At 37.3% G+C, this 14,169-nt stretch carries 11 protein-coding genes and 1 riboswitch; all 11 genes read right to left on the reverse strand.

Going from position 1 to position 14,169, the window contains the following annotated elements:
- Positions 1 to 39: 39 nt before the first annotated feature.
- Positions 40 to 999 (reverse strand): ABC transporter permease, encoded by a 960-nt coding sequence (locus KPL75_RS05260; RefSeq protein ID WP_219919666.1) that lies wholly within the window; start codon positions 997 to 999, stop codon positions 40 to 42.
- Positions 1,000 to 2,058 (reverse strand): ABC transporter permease, encoded by a 1,059-nt coding sequence (locus KPL75_RS05265; protein WP_219919667.1) that lies wholly within the window; start codon positions 2,056 to 2,058, stop codon positions 1,000 to 1,002.
- On the reverse strand, positions 2,051 to 3,583 hold the full coding sequence (locus KPL75_RS05270; protein ID WP_219919668.1) for an ABC transporter ATP-binding protein: 1,533 nt from the start codon (positions 3,581 to 3,583) through the stop codon (positions 2,051 to 2,053). The genes KPL75_RS05265 and KPL75_RS05270 overlap by 8 nt, the downstream gene beginning before the upstream one ends.
- A gap of 108 nt (positions 3,584 to 3,691) precedes the next feature.
- The gene (locus KPL75_RS05275; protein ID WP_219919669.1) at positions 3,692 to 4,759 is read right to left on the reverse strand and encodes a BMP family lipoprotein; all 1,068 of its coding nucleotides are present in this window, start codon (positions 4,757 to 4,759) and stop codon (positions 3,692 to 3,694) included.
- An 89-nt stretch (positions 4,760 to 4,848) separates the two neighbouring features.
- Entirely contained in the window at positions 4,849 to 5,574 is a 726-nt protein-coding gene (locus tag KPL75_RS05280) for a GntR family transcriptional regulator (RefSeq protein ID WP_002088063.1), read from the reverse strand.
- 231 nt (positions 5,575 to 5,805) lie between these two features.
- Positions 5,806 to 5,907: riboswitch (purine riboswitch) on the reverse strand.
- A gap of 203 nt (positions 5,908 to 6,110) precedes the next feature.
- The gene (locus tag KPL75_RS05290) at positions 6,111 to 8,495 is read right to left on the reverse strand and encodes a DNA translocase FtsK (protein ID WP_219919671.1); all 2,385 of its coding nucleotides are present in this window, start codon (positions 8,493 to 8,495) and stop codon (positions 6,111 to 6,113) included.
- Between the two features lie 214 nt (positions 8,496 to 8,709).
- Positions 8,710 to 8,913: a YlzJ-like family protein gene (locus KPL75_RS05295; RefSeq protein WP_098632804.1), complete on the reverse strand. Its 204-nt coding sequence runs from the start codon at positions 8,911 to 8,913 to the stop codon at positions 8,710 to 8,712.
- Complete coding sequence (gene tepA, locus KPL75_RS05300) at positions 8,910 to 9,659, reverse strand: translocation-enhancing protein TepA (protein WP_219919672.1); 750 nt, start codon at positions 9,657 to 9,659, stop codon at positions 8,910 to 8,912. Before tepA ends, KPL75_RS05295 begins: the two co-directional genes overlap by 4 nt.
- Positions 9,660 to 9,761: 102 nt before the next feature.
- Entirely contained in the window at positions 9,762 to 11,432 is a 1,671-nt protein-coding gene (locus KPL75_RS05305; RefSeq protein ID WP_219919673.1) for a ribonuclease J, read from the reverse strand.
- A 608-nt stretch (positions 11,433 to 12,040) separates the two neighbouring features.
- Complete coding sequence (gene dapA / locus KPL75_RS05310; protein ID WP_219919674.1) at positions 12,041 to 12,919, reverse strand: 4-hydroxy-tetrahydrodipicolinate synthase; 879 nt, start codon at positions 12,917 to 12,919, stop codon at positions 12,041 to 12,043.
- 11 nt (positions 12,920 to 12,930) lie between these two features.
- On the reverse strand, positions 12,931 to 14,163 hold the full coding sequence (gene dapG / locus KPL75_RS05315; protein ID WP_193644834.1) for an aspartate kinase: 1,233 nt from the start codon (positions 14,161 to 14,163) through the stop codon (positions 12,931 to 12,933).
- Positions 14,164 to 14,169: the final 6 nt, after the last annotated feature.

A 14,169-nucleotide genomic window follows, 5' to 3' on the forward strand; every position in this document is an offset into this window, starting at 1 on the left:
CGCACTAATGTGCGAGCTTTTCTTATACTTTCTAAATACTCATCGTTTTCCTTTTTCATAAGGCGTTCCGAGTGCTTTCGGAGCTTCAGATCGGCCTACAAAACCAACAAGTGCTAATATTGTAAATACATACGGTAATATCGTTAAGAATACACTTGGAATTTCTTTTAATACAGGAATTGTACCACCTGTTATTCCAAGTGATTGAGCAAATCCAAAGAACAGCGCTGCTCCAAGAGCACCAAGTGGATTCCATTTACCAAAAATCATAGCTGCTAGCGCTAAGAAACCTTGTCCAGTAATTGTAGAACCTGAGAAGTTACCAGAAATCGACATTGCGAAGACCGCACCACCCACTCCTGCAAACATTCCAGATATACAAACTGCAATATAACGCATTTTATATACATTAATCCCCATCGTATCTGCTGCCATTGGATGTTCACCAACAGCACGAAGACGAAGACCGAACGGCGTTTTATAAATAATGTACCAGACAACAAAAGCTAAAATAATAGCAATATACGATGTTAACGGTACATTTGAGAAAAAGATTTTCCCTATTACCGGAATATCCGAAAGTCCTGGAACATCGATTTTTTCAATTCGGTATTGAATAAAATCAGTTTGTCCTTTACCAAAGATTTTCTTAATCGCAAATACTGTTAAACCGAGAGCCAAAAAGTTAATCGCTACCCCGCTTACTACTTGATCCGCGCGGAATGTAATGGATGCTACTGCGTGAAGAAGTGCAAATAATCCGCTACCAATAGCTGCAAATAATAGTGCAATCCAAGGAGTCATTGCTCCCCACGTATCACCCATTAATAACGTTGTAACGATACCAGTAAATGCACCAAATAACATTAAACCTTCTAATGCTATATTTACAACCCCAGAACGTTCACTGAACACTCCACCTAACGCCGTAAAAATAAGTGGCGCTGCCGTATATAACGTACCAGTCACAAGAATGGCTAAAATATCTATAAAGCTCATTTATTTCCCCTCCTTGCTCATGCGTGTAAGTGCCCAGCGTAAAACATAACTGCAAGCAACAAAGAAAATAATACATGCAATAATAACATTAATTAACTCAGAAGGTACATCTGCTTCAAAATTCATTTGCGGGGCTGCACTTTTCAAACCACCGAACAGTAAAGCCGATAATAATATACCAAACGGATTATTTCCTCCAAGAAGAGCTACCGCAATCCCATCGAATCCAATACCAGTAAACGATGTCATTGCCGTCATACTTTGGAATGTTCCTAGACCTTCCATTGCCCCACCAATTCCAGCAAAAGCACCGGCAATTGTCATTGATAATACAACATTACGAGAGACTTTCATCCCTGCATATTGCGATGCATTTTGGTTAAAACCAACCGATTTCAACTCATATCCTAACGTAGTTCTATCTAATAAGAACCACATTACAATAGCAATTAAAATAGCTACAACAATTCCCCAGTGCAAACGAGATCCATCTGTCAATGAAGATAGCCAATCAGAAGCTAATGAAGCACTCGCTTGTACATCATAAGATTTCTCATTACCTTCATGTATAAAACGTTTAATAAGATCATACGTAACATAAAGTGCAATGTAGTTCATCATAATTGTGACAATTACTTCATTTACTTTAAGCTTCCCTTTTAAATATCCAGGTATAAACCCCCATAAACCACCGGCAATCGCGGCTACTAAAATAGATAACGGAATATGCAAAAATGCTGGTAACGATACTGCATATCCAAACCAGACAGCGGCAAGCCATCCAACTAATAATTGTCCTTCTACCCCAATGTTAAAAAGACCTGTACGAAACGCAAATGCAACAGACAGACCAGCTAACACAAGTGGAATCATCGTACGTAGCGTCTCACCGATAGCCTGCGGATTTCCAACCATTCCTTCCCAAAGCGCTGCATACCCAACAATTGGATCATATCCACTAACTAACATTACAATGGCACCAACAAGTAAACCAAAAATAACGGATAATATAGGAACTAAAATGTTAATTGTTCGCTCCGTTAAAAATTTTTTAGCCATTTGTATTCACCTTCTCTTTCTCCGTTCCGCCAGCCATCAGCAAACCAAGCTGTTGTTCATTTGTTTCTTTCGCATCGACAATTGCTACAATTTTCCCTTCATATATAACAGCAACTCGATCACTTACATTCAAAATTTCATCCAGTTCTAGCGATAGAAGTAATACCGCTTTCCCATTATCTCTCTGCTCGATTAATTTTTTATGAATAAATTCAATCGCACCTACATCTAAACCACGTGTTGGCTGTGCTGCAATTAATAAATCTGGATTACGATCTACTTCACGTGCAATGATAGCTTTCTGCTGATTTCCACCTGATAGAGCACGCGCTAATGTTTGTTCACTAGGTGTACGTACATCAAACTGTTCAATAAGCGCCTTTGCTTTCTCTGTGATTTTACTAAAATTTAAAATCCCCTTCTTAGAAAATGGATTTTTATAGTACGTTTGCAAAACTATATTGTCTTTAACAGAAAAATCGAGAACTAGCCCGTGTTTATGACGGTCTTCTGGAATATGACCAATTCCTTCCTCTGTAATTCTTCGAACAGGCCAATTCGTTATTTCTTTTCCTTTAATTGCAATAGAACCTGACTCAACTTTTCGTAAACCAGTAATCGCCTCTATTAATTCACTTTGTCCATTTCCATCAATCCCTGCAATCCCAACAATTTCTCCTGCACGAACAGTTAAGTCAAGGCCTTTTACAGCAGGTAATTGGCGCGCATCATGAACGACAAGATTCGCAACAGACAGAACCTCTTCTTTCGGTTTGGCCTCTATTTTTTCTGTTTTAAAATTCACTTGACGTCCGACCATTAATTCTGCAAGTTTATGTTCATCCATTTTCGCAACGTCAACTGTACCAATCCCTTTACCTTTACGAATAATTGTACAACGATCGCAAACTTCCATAATTTCTTTCAACTTATGTGTAATAAGAACGATAGATTTCCCTTCTTGTACAAGTTTTTTCATAATTTGAATCAATTCATTAATTTCTTGAGGAGTTAACACTGCCGTCGGTTCATCAAATATTAAAATCTCCGCACCACGATAAAGTGTCTTTAATATTTCAACCCTTTGCTGCATCCCAACCGAAATATCTTCAATCTTTGCATATGGATCAACAGCTAAACCGTACTGTTCAGATAATTGTTTAATTTCTTTTGCAGCCTCTTCAACAGCGATTTTCCCTTTTCTCTTTGGCTCATTTCCAAGAATGATATTTTCTGTAACTGTAAAATTATGAACAAGCATAAAATGCTGATGGACCATCCCAATTCCAAGGTCATTTGCTATATTCGGATTTGTAATTTTTACAGGTTTCCCTTTAATTTTAATCTCTCCCTGTTCTGGTTGATACAAACCGAACAGTACATTCATTAGCGTTGATTTCCCTGCACCATTTTCTCCAAGTAAAGCATGTATTTCTCCCTGTTTTACTTGCAGCGTAATATCATCATTCGCCACAATGCCTGGGAATACTTTTGTAATATTGTTCATCTCAATTACGTATTCCATTTTGTTCCTCCTTCTAGCAGGGAACACTCCCCAATTACACTCTATTAAAAGTAATTTTATATATACAAAGGTTAGTTCTAAGAACTAACCTTTGCTATTTCTCTATCATTATTTCTTTAGAGAAGCTTCGTATGTTTTATATTCCTCATCAGTCGCAGGTACTTTAATTTCACCAGCAGTAATTTTCTTCTCAAATTCTTCTACTTTTGTTAAAATTTCTGGATTTACTTTTTTCACATTGTCAGTTGTTTTCGCAATACCGACACCTTCATCTTTTAAGCCAAACTCTTCTACTTTACCGCCTTTTAACTTACCATCTTTCGCTTCTTGTGCCACTTTTGCAACTGCAATATCAACACGTTTTACCATTGAAGTTAAAGTTACGTTTTCAGGCATACCTTCTTGGTTTTGGTCACGGTCAACACCGATTACCCAAACGTTTTCACCTTTTTTCTTGCGGTTTTTCGCTTCTGTGAATACACCGTTACCAGTTGCACCTGAAGCGTGATAAATTACGTCAACACCTTGACCGTACATTGCTGAAGCTAATACAGATCCTTTTTCTGGCTTATCAAACGCATCAGCATATTGCGATACAATTTCGATATTTGGATTTACTGCTTTTGCACCAGCTTTAAAACCTGATTCGAATTTTGTAATTAATGGACTCTTCACACCACCAACGAAACCAACTTTATTTGATTTTGTTGTCATTGCTGCTACAGCCCCAACTAGGAATGAACCTTCATGGTCTTTAAATGTAATACTTGTTACATTCGGCTTCTTTACAACTGTATCTACAATCGCAAATTGTTCTTTCGGATACTGTTCAGCGACCTTTTCGATTGATTTTTCCATTAAGTATCCAATACCAAATGTTGTGTTATAATTATCTTTCGCAAATTTCGTTAAATTCGGGATATAGTCTGCATCTTTACTTGATTGAAGATAACGGTATCCTTCATTTTTCTTTAAATTGTTGTCTTTACCAAATTTCGTTAAACCTTCCCAAGCTGATTGGTTAAATGATTTGTCATCAACGCCCCCAACATCAGTAACCATACCAACTTTGAACTCTTTTTTGTCGCTACTCTCTTTATCCGAGCTACCACATGCACCTAACACCGCACTTGCTGCTAACGTTAACGATAATAAAAGACCTGTTTTTTTCTTCATACTAGAAACCCCTCCTGAAATGATTTGTCTATTGATTCATACGCTGCTGTCCCTACTTCTTGCTGTCACCTCCCTAAAAAGGAACTTACCTACATACGTTTTCTTAATACGTGGAAGCTAAACTTGTCAGCTCTAAAGTAATTAATAGAATATAAGATTGGCTCATCATTTTGGTCATAGTGCATTTGTTTTAAAACTAGCAATGCTGTCTCAGGTTCACATTCTAAAATCGGTGAAATTTTCGGATGATAACCTATTGGCTCAATGTGAGCAACTGCGTATGTGATTCGCTTGTGCGTATTATTATGTATTACTGTAAGCAGCGATTCCTCATTGTATCCCGATAAATCTGGTAATATCTCTTTTGCCAGTTTATCAATGCAATATACAACTGGTTCCCCATCCGCTGTACGAACACGCTCGATCATTACTGCACTAAAAGCATCTTCACAATTGAATTTCTCTTTTTCTTCTTCTGTTAAAGTTGTTGTAGATGATGATAAAAAGATTGTTCCCGGTGTTTTCCCCACACTAGAAATCATATCTGTAATACTAGAAAGCTGCTCTATTCCAGAAGAAAATAACGGTTTCGCATTTACAAATGTCCCTACACCATGTCTACGAATAACAACATTTTCTTCTTCTAAAATACGTAGTGCTTCCCTTAAAGTTGCCCTACTTACACCAAGTTCTTTCGCTAGATCAAACTCTGAAGGTAACTTTTGCTTTTCTTTGTAAGCCCCATCTTTAATTTTTCCTTTGATGTGATCAATCACCCGCAAATATAGGTGACGACTATCGGATTTTACTGACATAAGACTCCCCCGCATTTCAATTATTCGACCTCTGATGTAAGACTTCTTTTCTCTTTTTTCAACTTACAACACAGCATAATTACTAAATACTAAAAATAAGTGTAATTATCGAACAAGTATTAATAATTTTTCAAGGTGAAATTTTCACTCTTTATTCCATAAAAAAAACTTTGCACCATAAACATTCCTCATATCGAGAAAAAGTTCGGCACAAAGATCCCTTACATCCTTTGTTACACACTTTTCCCCCATAGTCTAGCAATTCATGGTTGCCAGGTAGAAACTTATGGACCTTATCTCCAAGATTATATGAGGCAGTGATTCTTTTCGAAGTAATCTTACCACTTGCTCCCATATGTGTCAACATAATTCAACATTTTTCTACATTAAATATCGAACGTTTCGAAAACCAAAATGATAAGCATTCGTATTCTAAAGATCACTCTACGATGTAAGCCCTTTCTTTCATATTGACTATAGTATATAACAAAAACAGCATATAAAAAAGCCTAATTGTAAAAACAATTAGGCTTTTTTTAAGAACTTTTTTCTTGCACATCTTTAATGAGTACTCCCCTTGGTTTACTACCTTCATAAGGGCCTACTATACCATTCATTTCCATGGCATCAATTAAACGAGCTGCTCGCGTATATCCTACTCTAAATCTACGTTGTAACATAGAAACAGATGCTGTTTGCATTTCTACTACAAGCTGAACCGCTTCATCGTATAATTCATCTTCTACTTCCTGCTTTGTTTCAGGAACATCTTGTGGAATCATATCCTCTTGATATTGTGCTTTTTGCTGCGCAATAACAGATTCTACAACTCTCTCAACTTCATCATCTGATAAAAACGCCCCTTGTACACGAACAGGTTTCGATGCACCAATTGGTATGAACAACATATCTCCACGACCTAGCAACTTCTCTGCACCACCACCGTCAAGAATCGTTCGAGAGTCTATTTGGGAAGATACAGCAAATGCAATACGCGATGGAATATTCGCTTTAATAACACCGGTGATAACATCAACTGACGGGCGCTGAGTCGCAATAATTAAATGAATACCAGCAGCACGTGCCATTTGCGCTAAACGCATAATTGCATCTTCTACATCCGAAGAAGCAACCATCATTAAATCAGCTAACTCGTCCACAATCACTACAATATATGGTAATTCAGGTTGTTTCGCTTCCGATTGGCTATTATGTTCTTTAATATAATCGTTATACCCTTCAATGTTACGCGTACCGCTATGCGCGAATAATTCATAACGACGCTCCATTTCACTCACAACTTTCTTCAAAGCCTGTGACGCTTTTTTCGGATCAGTTACAACTGGTGTTAATAAATGCGGAACACCGTTATATACATTTAACTCTACCATTTTCGGATCAATCATCATTAATTTTACTTCATGCGGTTTCGCACGCATTAAAATACTTACAATAATTCCATTAATACATACACTCTTCCCACTACCAGTCGCACCAGCTACTAATAAATGGGGCATTTTATTTAAACGTGCCAATACAGCCTCTCCTGTAATATCACGTCCAAGACCGATTAATAACTTCTCTTCTGGGTGATTATTCGCCTTTGAATCCAGAACTTCTCTAAGCGTTACTATAGAAACTTCTGAATTCGGAACCTCAATCCCTACAGCTGATTTCCCAGGAATAGGTGCTTCAATACGAATGTCTTTCGCTGCTAATGCAAGCGCTAAATCATCACTTAAACTAACAATTTTACTTACCTTTACTCCCATATCAGGATACACTTCATACTTCGTAACTGCAGGACCTCTATGTACTTTTGTTACTTTCGCTTTCACACCAAAACTTTGGAATGTACGTTCCAATTTACGAGCATTTTCATAAATTTCCGCATTTTCATTTGTAACTTGCTTATTTTGGGGAAACTTTAATATATCAAGCGAAGGAAGCTTATAATCTTTATTTTCCACATTAGAAAATTGCATAGGAGGTGCTTTCGTTTCGCCTTCTAGCGATTCAACGATTTTTTCTCCTCGTTTCTTTTGAGGTTGTTCTTCTGGCGTAGGCGGAACTGCCTCTTCAATAAACGGAGGAGTGATTAAATCATTTTCTTCTATTTGCTTTTCCGTCTCTTCACTTACTGGATAATTCTCAGTAAAATTTGAAATAATTGGTGGACCAATTTCTATCTCTTCTACTGGCTCAATAGCTTCTTCTTGTTCAGCAACACGTTCACGCCTCTTGCTTCTTGTTGTTTTTTTCTTTTCAGTTTGCTCGGCGACCCTTTGAGATTTCCAATCTTTATAATCCCCTTGCATTACTTGAAATTGACTTCTAAGAATTCTCCCTACCGGAGCAAGTACTTCTCCAATATGCTTATTTGTTATACAAAGTATTCCAAGAATAACTAAAATAATTCCAATGATATATGCCCCTACTTCGTCAAATAAAAAGTAGCACGTTGCGAACATCAGTGCACCGAACATACCACCACCTAAATGAACACTATCCGGGCCCTTTTTCATTTCAAGGAAGAAGTAATCTTTTGTACTAACAATTACAGAAGTATTTTGCACAGCTCCATCTTTCGTAAGAAGGTTAAATAATGTAATATGACTAAACATTAATATTGCTAGTACAATTAAATAAACACCTATTAGCCGTTTATTTAAAAGGTTTGGCCATCCACGCTTTATTACAAATGCAACAGATAAAGCTATTACACCTAACACACCAATTATGTACCACTCACCAAAGAAGAAGCGAAAAAATAACACAAACGATTTCCCTACAACACCTAGCTGTAAAATCGTAATAATTGAAAGCGCAAAAAGAGTCAACCCGACGATTTCATAATACAAAGTTGGCTTTATCGTACGTCTTGCCTTTGCCTTCGTCCCTCTTTGCTTTTGTTTTGCCATTTCTTCACCTCGTGTTCTAAAAATTAAGTACAACTTCCTTATAAAAAAGCTCTACTTATATGTCTTTCTCTCTATTTTTCAGGTCTTTATATCTTCTATTTTTACACTTCTTGTAAAATGTTAAATAAACAGAAGAAAGCAGCCTACTCATGGCTGCTCAACCGTCTTGTTTTGTATATTATACCATAGCTCCTAAACAAAATCCTTCTTTTTGCTAAAAGGTAATTTTCTGTCCAGGCTCAAACTCTAGGTAGTGAGACGGATTCGTACTTAATACACGTACAATAGAGTAACATTGATTATCCTCCTCAGAAACCACTAATCCCACACCATTTATATTCACAACTTTTTGGCTTTCGCATTGTGAATAATCGGCTGGATACACAAGTTGCTCTGGCATAATTGTATATAAAATCATTGCAGCATTGCCCCTTCTGCACTATTATCCTTGCGTTCATCAATTAATTCGTTTAATTTTCGAAGTGCGCTACCAATACCACCGACACCATCTATAAGACCATACTTCACTGCATCTCCACCTATTACATTCGTCCCAATATCACGCGTCAAATTCCCTTTTGCAAACATAAGCTCTTTAAAACGATCTTCCGTTACTTTCGAATGCTTTGTCACAAATCGAATGACTCTTTCTTGCATTTTATCCAAATACTCAAATGTTTGCGGCACACCTATAACAAGACCTGTTAAACGAATCGGATGAATTGTCATCGTCGCTGTTTCGGCAATAAATGAATAATCAGTTGAGACTGCAATCGGTACACCGATTGAATGCCCTCCTCCTAAAACAAGAGATACAGTTGGTTTTGAAAGCGAGGCCACCATTTCAGAAATCGCTAACCCAGCTTCAACGTCACCTCCAACTGTATTTAATATTAACAGTAAACCTTCAATTTTCGGATTTTGTTCAATGGCGACAATTTGCGGAATGATGTGTTCATATTTTGTTGTTTTATTTTGTGGTGGCAACTGAATATGACCTTCCACCTGCCCAACAATTGTTAAGCAATGAATACGCGATTCATTCATTTGTGGTACATTCGTCTGTCCAAGTTGCTGAATTTTCTCCACTATAGAAGCTTCTTTTGGAACTTCTTTCGGCTCAGCTTCTTTTTCTTCATTTGTATAACGATCACGTTCTGTCATATCGCATCCCCTTTCACTCGTATATAACTATTATTTCTTAAGTTATGAATTTCATTCGATGGGGTTAAAAAAGAAAAAGATCACCTGTAAAGGTGACCTTCTTTATACTTCCATAATAATCGGTAAAATCATTGGCTTTCTCTTCGTTTCTTCGTACAAGAACTGCCCTAATAATTCACGAATATTTTGTTTCAACATAGACCATTCAATTGTATACTCTTTAATTGATTGTTCAACAATCATACGTACAATATCTGTGGATCGTTCGATTAATGCTTCTGATTCACGAACATATACAAAGCCGCGTGAAATAATTTCTGGACCAGAGATTATTTTCTTCTCATCCTTACCTAGTGTTACAACAACAACTAAAATTCCATCTTGAGATAACATCTTTCTATCTCGAAGAACGATGTTACCGACGTCACCTACACCTAATCCATCAATTAAAACATTGCCAGCTTGCACTTTACCAGCTAATTTTGCTTCATCGTCACCAAAAGCAATTACATCACCTTTTTCTACGATAAAGATATTCTCTCTCGTAATACCTACATCTTCCGCTAAATATGCATGTGCTTTTTGCATACGGAACTCACCATGTACGGGTACAAAATACTTCGGCTTCATTAAATTTATCATCAACTTTAATTCTTCTTGGCTACCGTGACCTGAAACGTGAACTTTTCTTTCACCGTAATAAATAACCTCAGCCCCAGCTCTAAATAACAAGTCAATAATTTTTGATACTGATATTTCATTTCCTGGAATTGGAGAAGCTGCAATAACAACAGTATCACCTTTACGAATTGAAATTTGTTTATGAGCTTGCTTCGCCATTCTAGAAAGGGCTGCCATCGGTTCCCCTTGACTACCAGTCGTTAAAATAGCTACCTTTTTTTCCGGGAAATTGTCTATTTCTTGTAATGAAATAACCATACCTTCTGGAACATCTAAATAACCAAGACGTCTTGCAATATCTACCACTTTCACCATACTACGTCCTACTACCGCTACCTTCCTTCCAGTTTCAGCAGCTGCATCAAACACTTGTTGAATTCGATGTACATTGGAGGCAAATGAAGCAACAATAATACGTCCTTCTGAACTATAGAATACTTTAGAAATCTCTATACCAACTTCTTTTTCCGAACCTGTATAACCAGGACGTTCAGCGTTTGTACTATCAGATAACAAGCAAAGTACGCCTTCATTTCCAATTTGCGCCATTTTCCCAAGATCTGCTCCACTATTTCCGATTGGAGTTTGATCAAATTTAAAGTCTCCTGTATATACTACAGCACCTTTTGATGTATGGAAACAAACACCCACAGAATCCGGAATACTATGTGTCGTTCCGAAGAATGACACAGTTGTTGAATTAAACTCTACTGTTGAATTCGAGTCAATTGTTTTTAAGTCTACACGGCCTAACATTCCTGCTTCGCCAAGCTTTTCTTGTATAAGTCCTACCGTTAATTTCGTCGCATATACTGGAATAGATAATTTACGAAGCACATAAACAATTCCACCTATATGATCTTCATGACCATGGGTAATAAATAGTCCTTTTACTCGCTCTTGATTTTCTACTAAATATGTAATGTCAGGAATAACAATATCAATCCCAAACATTTCATCTCCCGGGAACATCAATCCTGCATCTACAATAAAGATTTCAGAATCAATTTCAACACAGTACATGTTTTTTCCGATTTCACCTACTCCGCCAAGAGCAAATACTTTAACAGACTCATTCTCTTTTCTCTTCATGTTGTTGCCTGGTTTAAAAATCTTGCAAACACTGATTTCACTAAAATTGCAGAGACACCAGGGGAAACTCTACAACCACCATATATTCACCGTCCAAGACGAATGTCCTTACCGTTATGCGATATCATGTCCTTGTTAATTTTTTAAACCAGGTTTCACCTCTCTTTCATTATATAAATCAAATATCTTATTCGATATGATATGAAAATTTCATTGAATCGTAATTTTTACTAATTTTGCTAAGCATACCCGTACTAAGCTACTTAGCCATATTATACCTGATACAAGAAATAGAACACAAGTTAAATTATGCGAAAGACAAGAGAAGACGCTAAAGTGAGGCTGTAATTTTCGGGGGGGATTTTCATATCATACTTACTATTTTTCCTACGTAATAGGAGTTTAATGGAAAAATATTCATGTGAGTTCTTTACATAAACACGAAACGATATTCACTAAAAAAATCTTATCTCTGTAATCAGTTTCTTACTAATCCTCCCCCCTGCCGTCCCCTTCTTATTACAGCCTATTAGCTATAGCTAATTTTCACCACTTACATATAGTTGGTCAAAATAAAAATGACCTAGTTTCACACTAGGTCATTTTTATTAACGAGGAATAGATTGCATTACAGATTGTAACGTTACTCTTTCTTCTTCCGTTAATGGAAGAAGTGGCAAACGTACAGAACCTACATCTAATCCAACCATTTGTAATGCTGTTTTTACTGGTGTTGGGCTTGGCGCCATAAATAGTGCATCCGTTACTTTTACTAGTAATTGATGTAATTTCTGCGCTTTTTTGAACTCTCCAGCTTGGAATGCAGCAATCATTTCTTGCATTTCATTCCCGATAACATGAGATGCTACAGAAACAATACCTTTTGCTCCAATTACCATAGCTGGTAATGTTAAACCATCATCACCGCTGTATACTGCAAAGTCGTCCGCTGTTTTTTCAATGATTTCTGTCATTGTTAATACATCGCCGCCTGCATCTTTAATCGCAACAATGTTTTCTATTTTTGATAAACGAACAACTGTATCAACGGAGATTTGTACAATAGATCGTCCTGGAACATTATATAGCATTACCGGAAGCGGAGTGCTTTCAGCGATTGTTTTAAAGTGCTGGTACATCCCTTCTTGACTCGGTTTGTTATAATACGGTGCCACTAGCATAACTGCATCAACACCAACTTCAGTTGCCTTTTTTGTTAAATCAACAGAAGCATGCGTATTATTGCTACCTGTTCCAGCGATTACGGGCACCCTTTTATCGACAACAGATACGACATGGCGATATAACGCTACTTTTTCTTCTGATGTTAATGTAGGAGATTCTCCAGTCGTTCCTCCTACCACGATTGCTGTTGTACCGTTATCAATTAAATAATTTACCAATTTCGTTGTCTTTGCAAAATCGATATTGTCGTTTTTATCAAACGGTGTTACCATCGCAGTTGCAATTGTCCCAAAATCTATCATGATCTCACTCCTTATTGTTCCAGTTGCTTTTCTTTTGAAAGCTCAAATGCACTATGTAATGCATTCACAGCCTCCACTAAATCGGCTTCTTTTACAAGAACCCAAATTGTCGTATGACTATCTGCTGATTGCAGAATTTGAATACCTTTTTCCGCTAAAGCTGTGACGATTTTCGCAGTAACCCCTGGAATACCTGCCATTCCAGCTCCAACAATAGATACTTTCGCACAATGCTCTGTCACAATTGGCTCATATCCAAGTTGATTCAACAATTCGACAGCGCGAGCTGATACACTATCATTTACTGTATAAGCTACACCAGTAGGAGAAATGTTAATTAAGTCCACACTAATCCCTTCATTAGCCATTTCTTTAAACACATGTTGTTGTAAATCGTATGCAGTTTCTTTTGCAAGCACTTTAATTTGCGTTACGTTTGACACATGGGCAATCCCTGTAACAGGACGTTCTTCTACATCCTGCCCTTTTGTGGCACCATCATATGCCGCAATAAGCGTACCTTCACTATCAGAATACGTAGAACGTACACGAAGTGGTACTTTTGCATGCATCGCGATTTCAACCGCACGCGGATGGACAACTTTCGCACCTTGATAAGCCATGTTACAAATCTCGTTATATGTTACAGTTTGAAGATGACGCGCATCTTTTACAATGCGAGGATCCGCAGTCATAACACCTTCAACATCTGTGAAGATATCGATATATTCAGCATGAAGCGCAACACCTAATGCTGAAGCTGAAGTATCACTACCTCCGCGTCCAAGTGTTGTCGTATCTCCATTTTTCGTTTGACCTTGGAATCCAGTAACGACGATAACATCTACATTTTGTAACTCTTCATGTATACGATCGCAATTCATTTCAATAATCTTTGCATTCGTAAAGTCACCATTCGTTACAAAACCAGCTTGTGCACCATTTAATGCTGCTGCTTTTATACCATTCTCATTCAACATGTTCGAGAAAACGATTGCTGAGATTAATTCTCCGCATGATAATAATAAATCTTGCTCGCGTTTAGAAATATTAGATTCCTCTTGATTTACAAGACTTAATAACGTATCAGTTGCATACGGTTCACCTTTACGGCCCATTGCTGATACGACAGTAACTACTTTATAACCAGCAGCTAACGATTTTTTTATATGGTGAAGCGCATGCTTACGCCCATTGTCATCACGTACTGATGTACCACCAAATTTTTGAACAATAATTTTCATATTTTG

Origin of the sequence: Bacillus sp. NP247, from assembly GCF_018966865.1 — a bacterium.
GTDB lineage: Bacteria > Bacillota > Bacilli > Bacillales > Bacillaceae_G > Bacillus_A.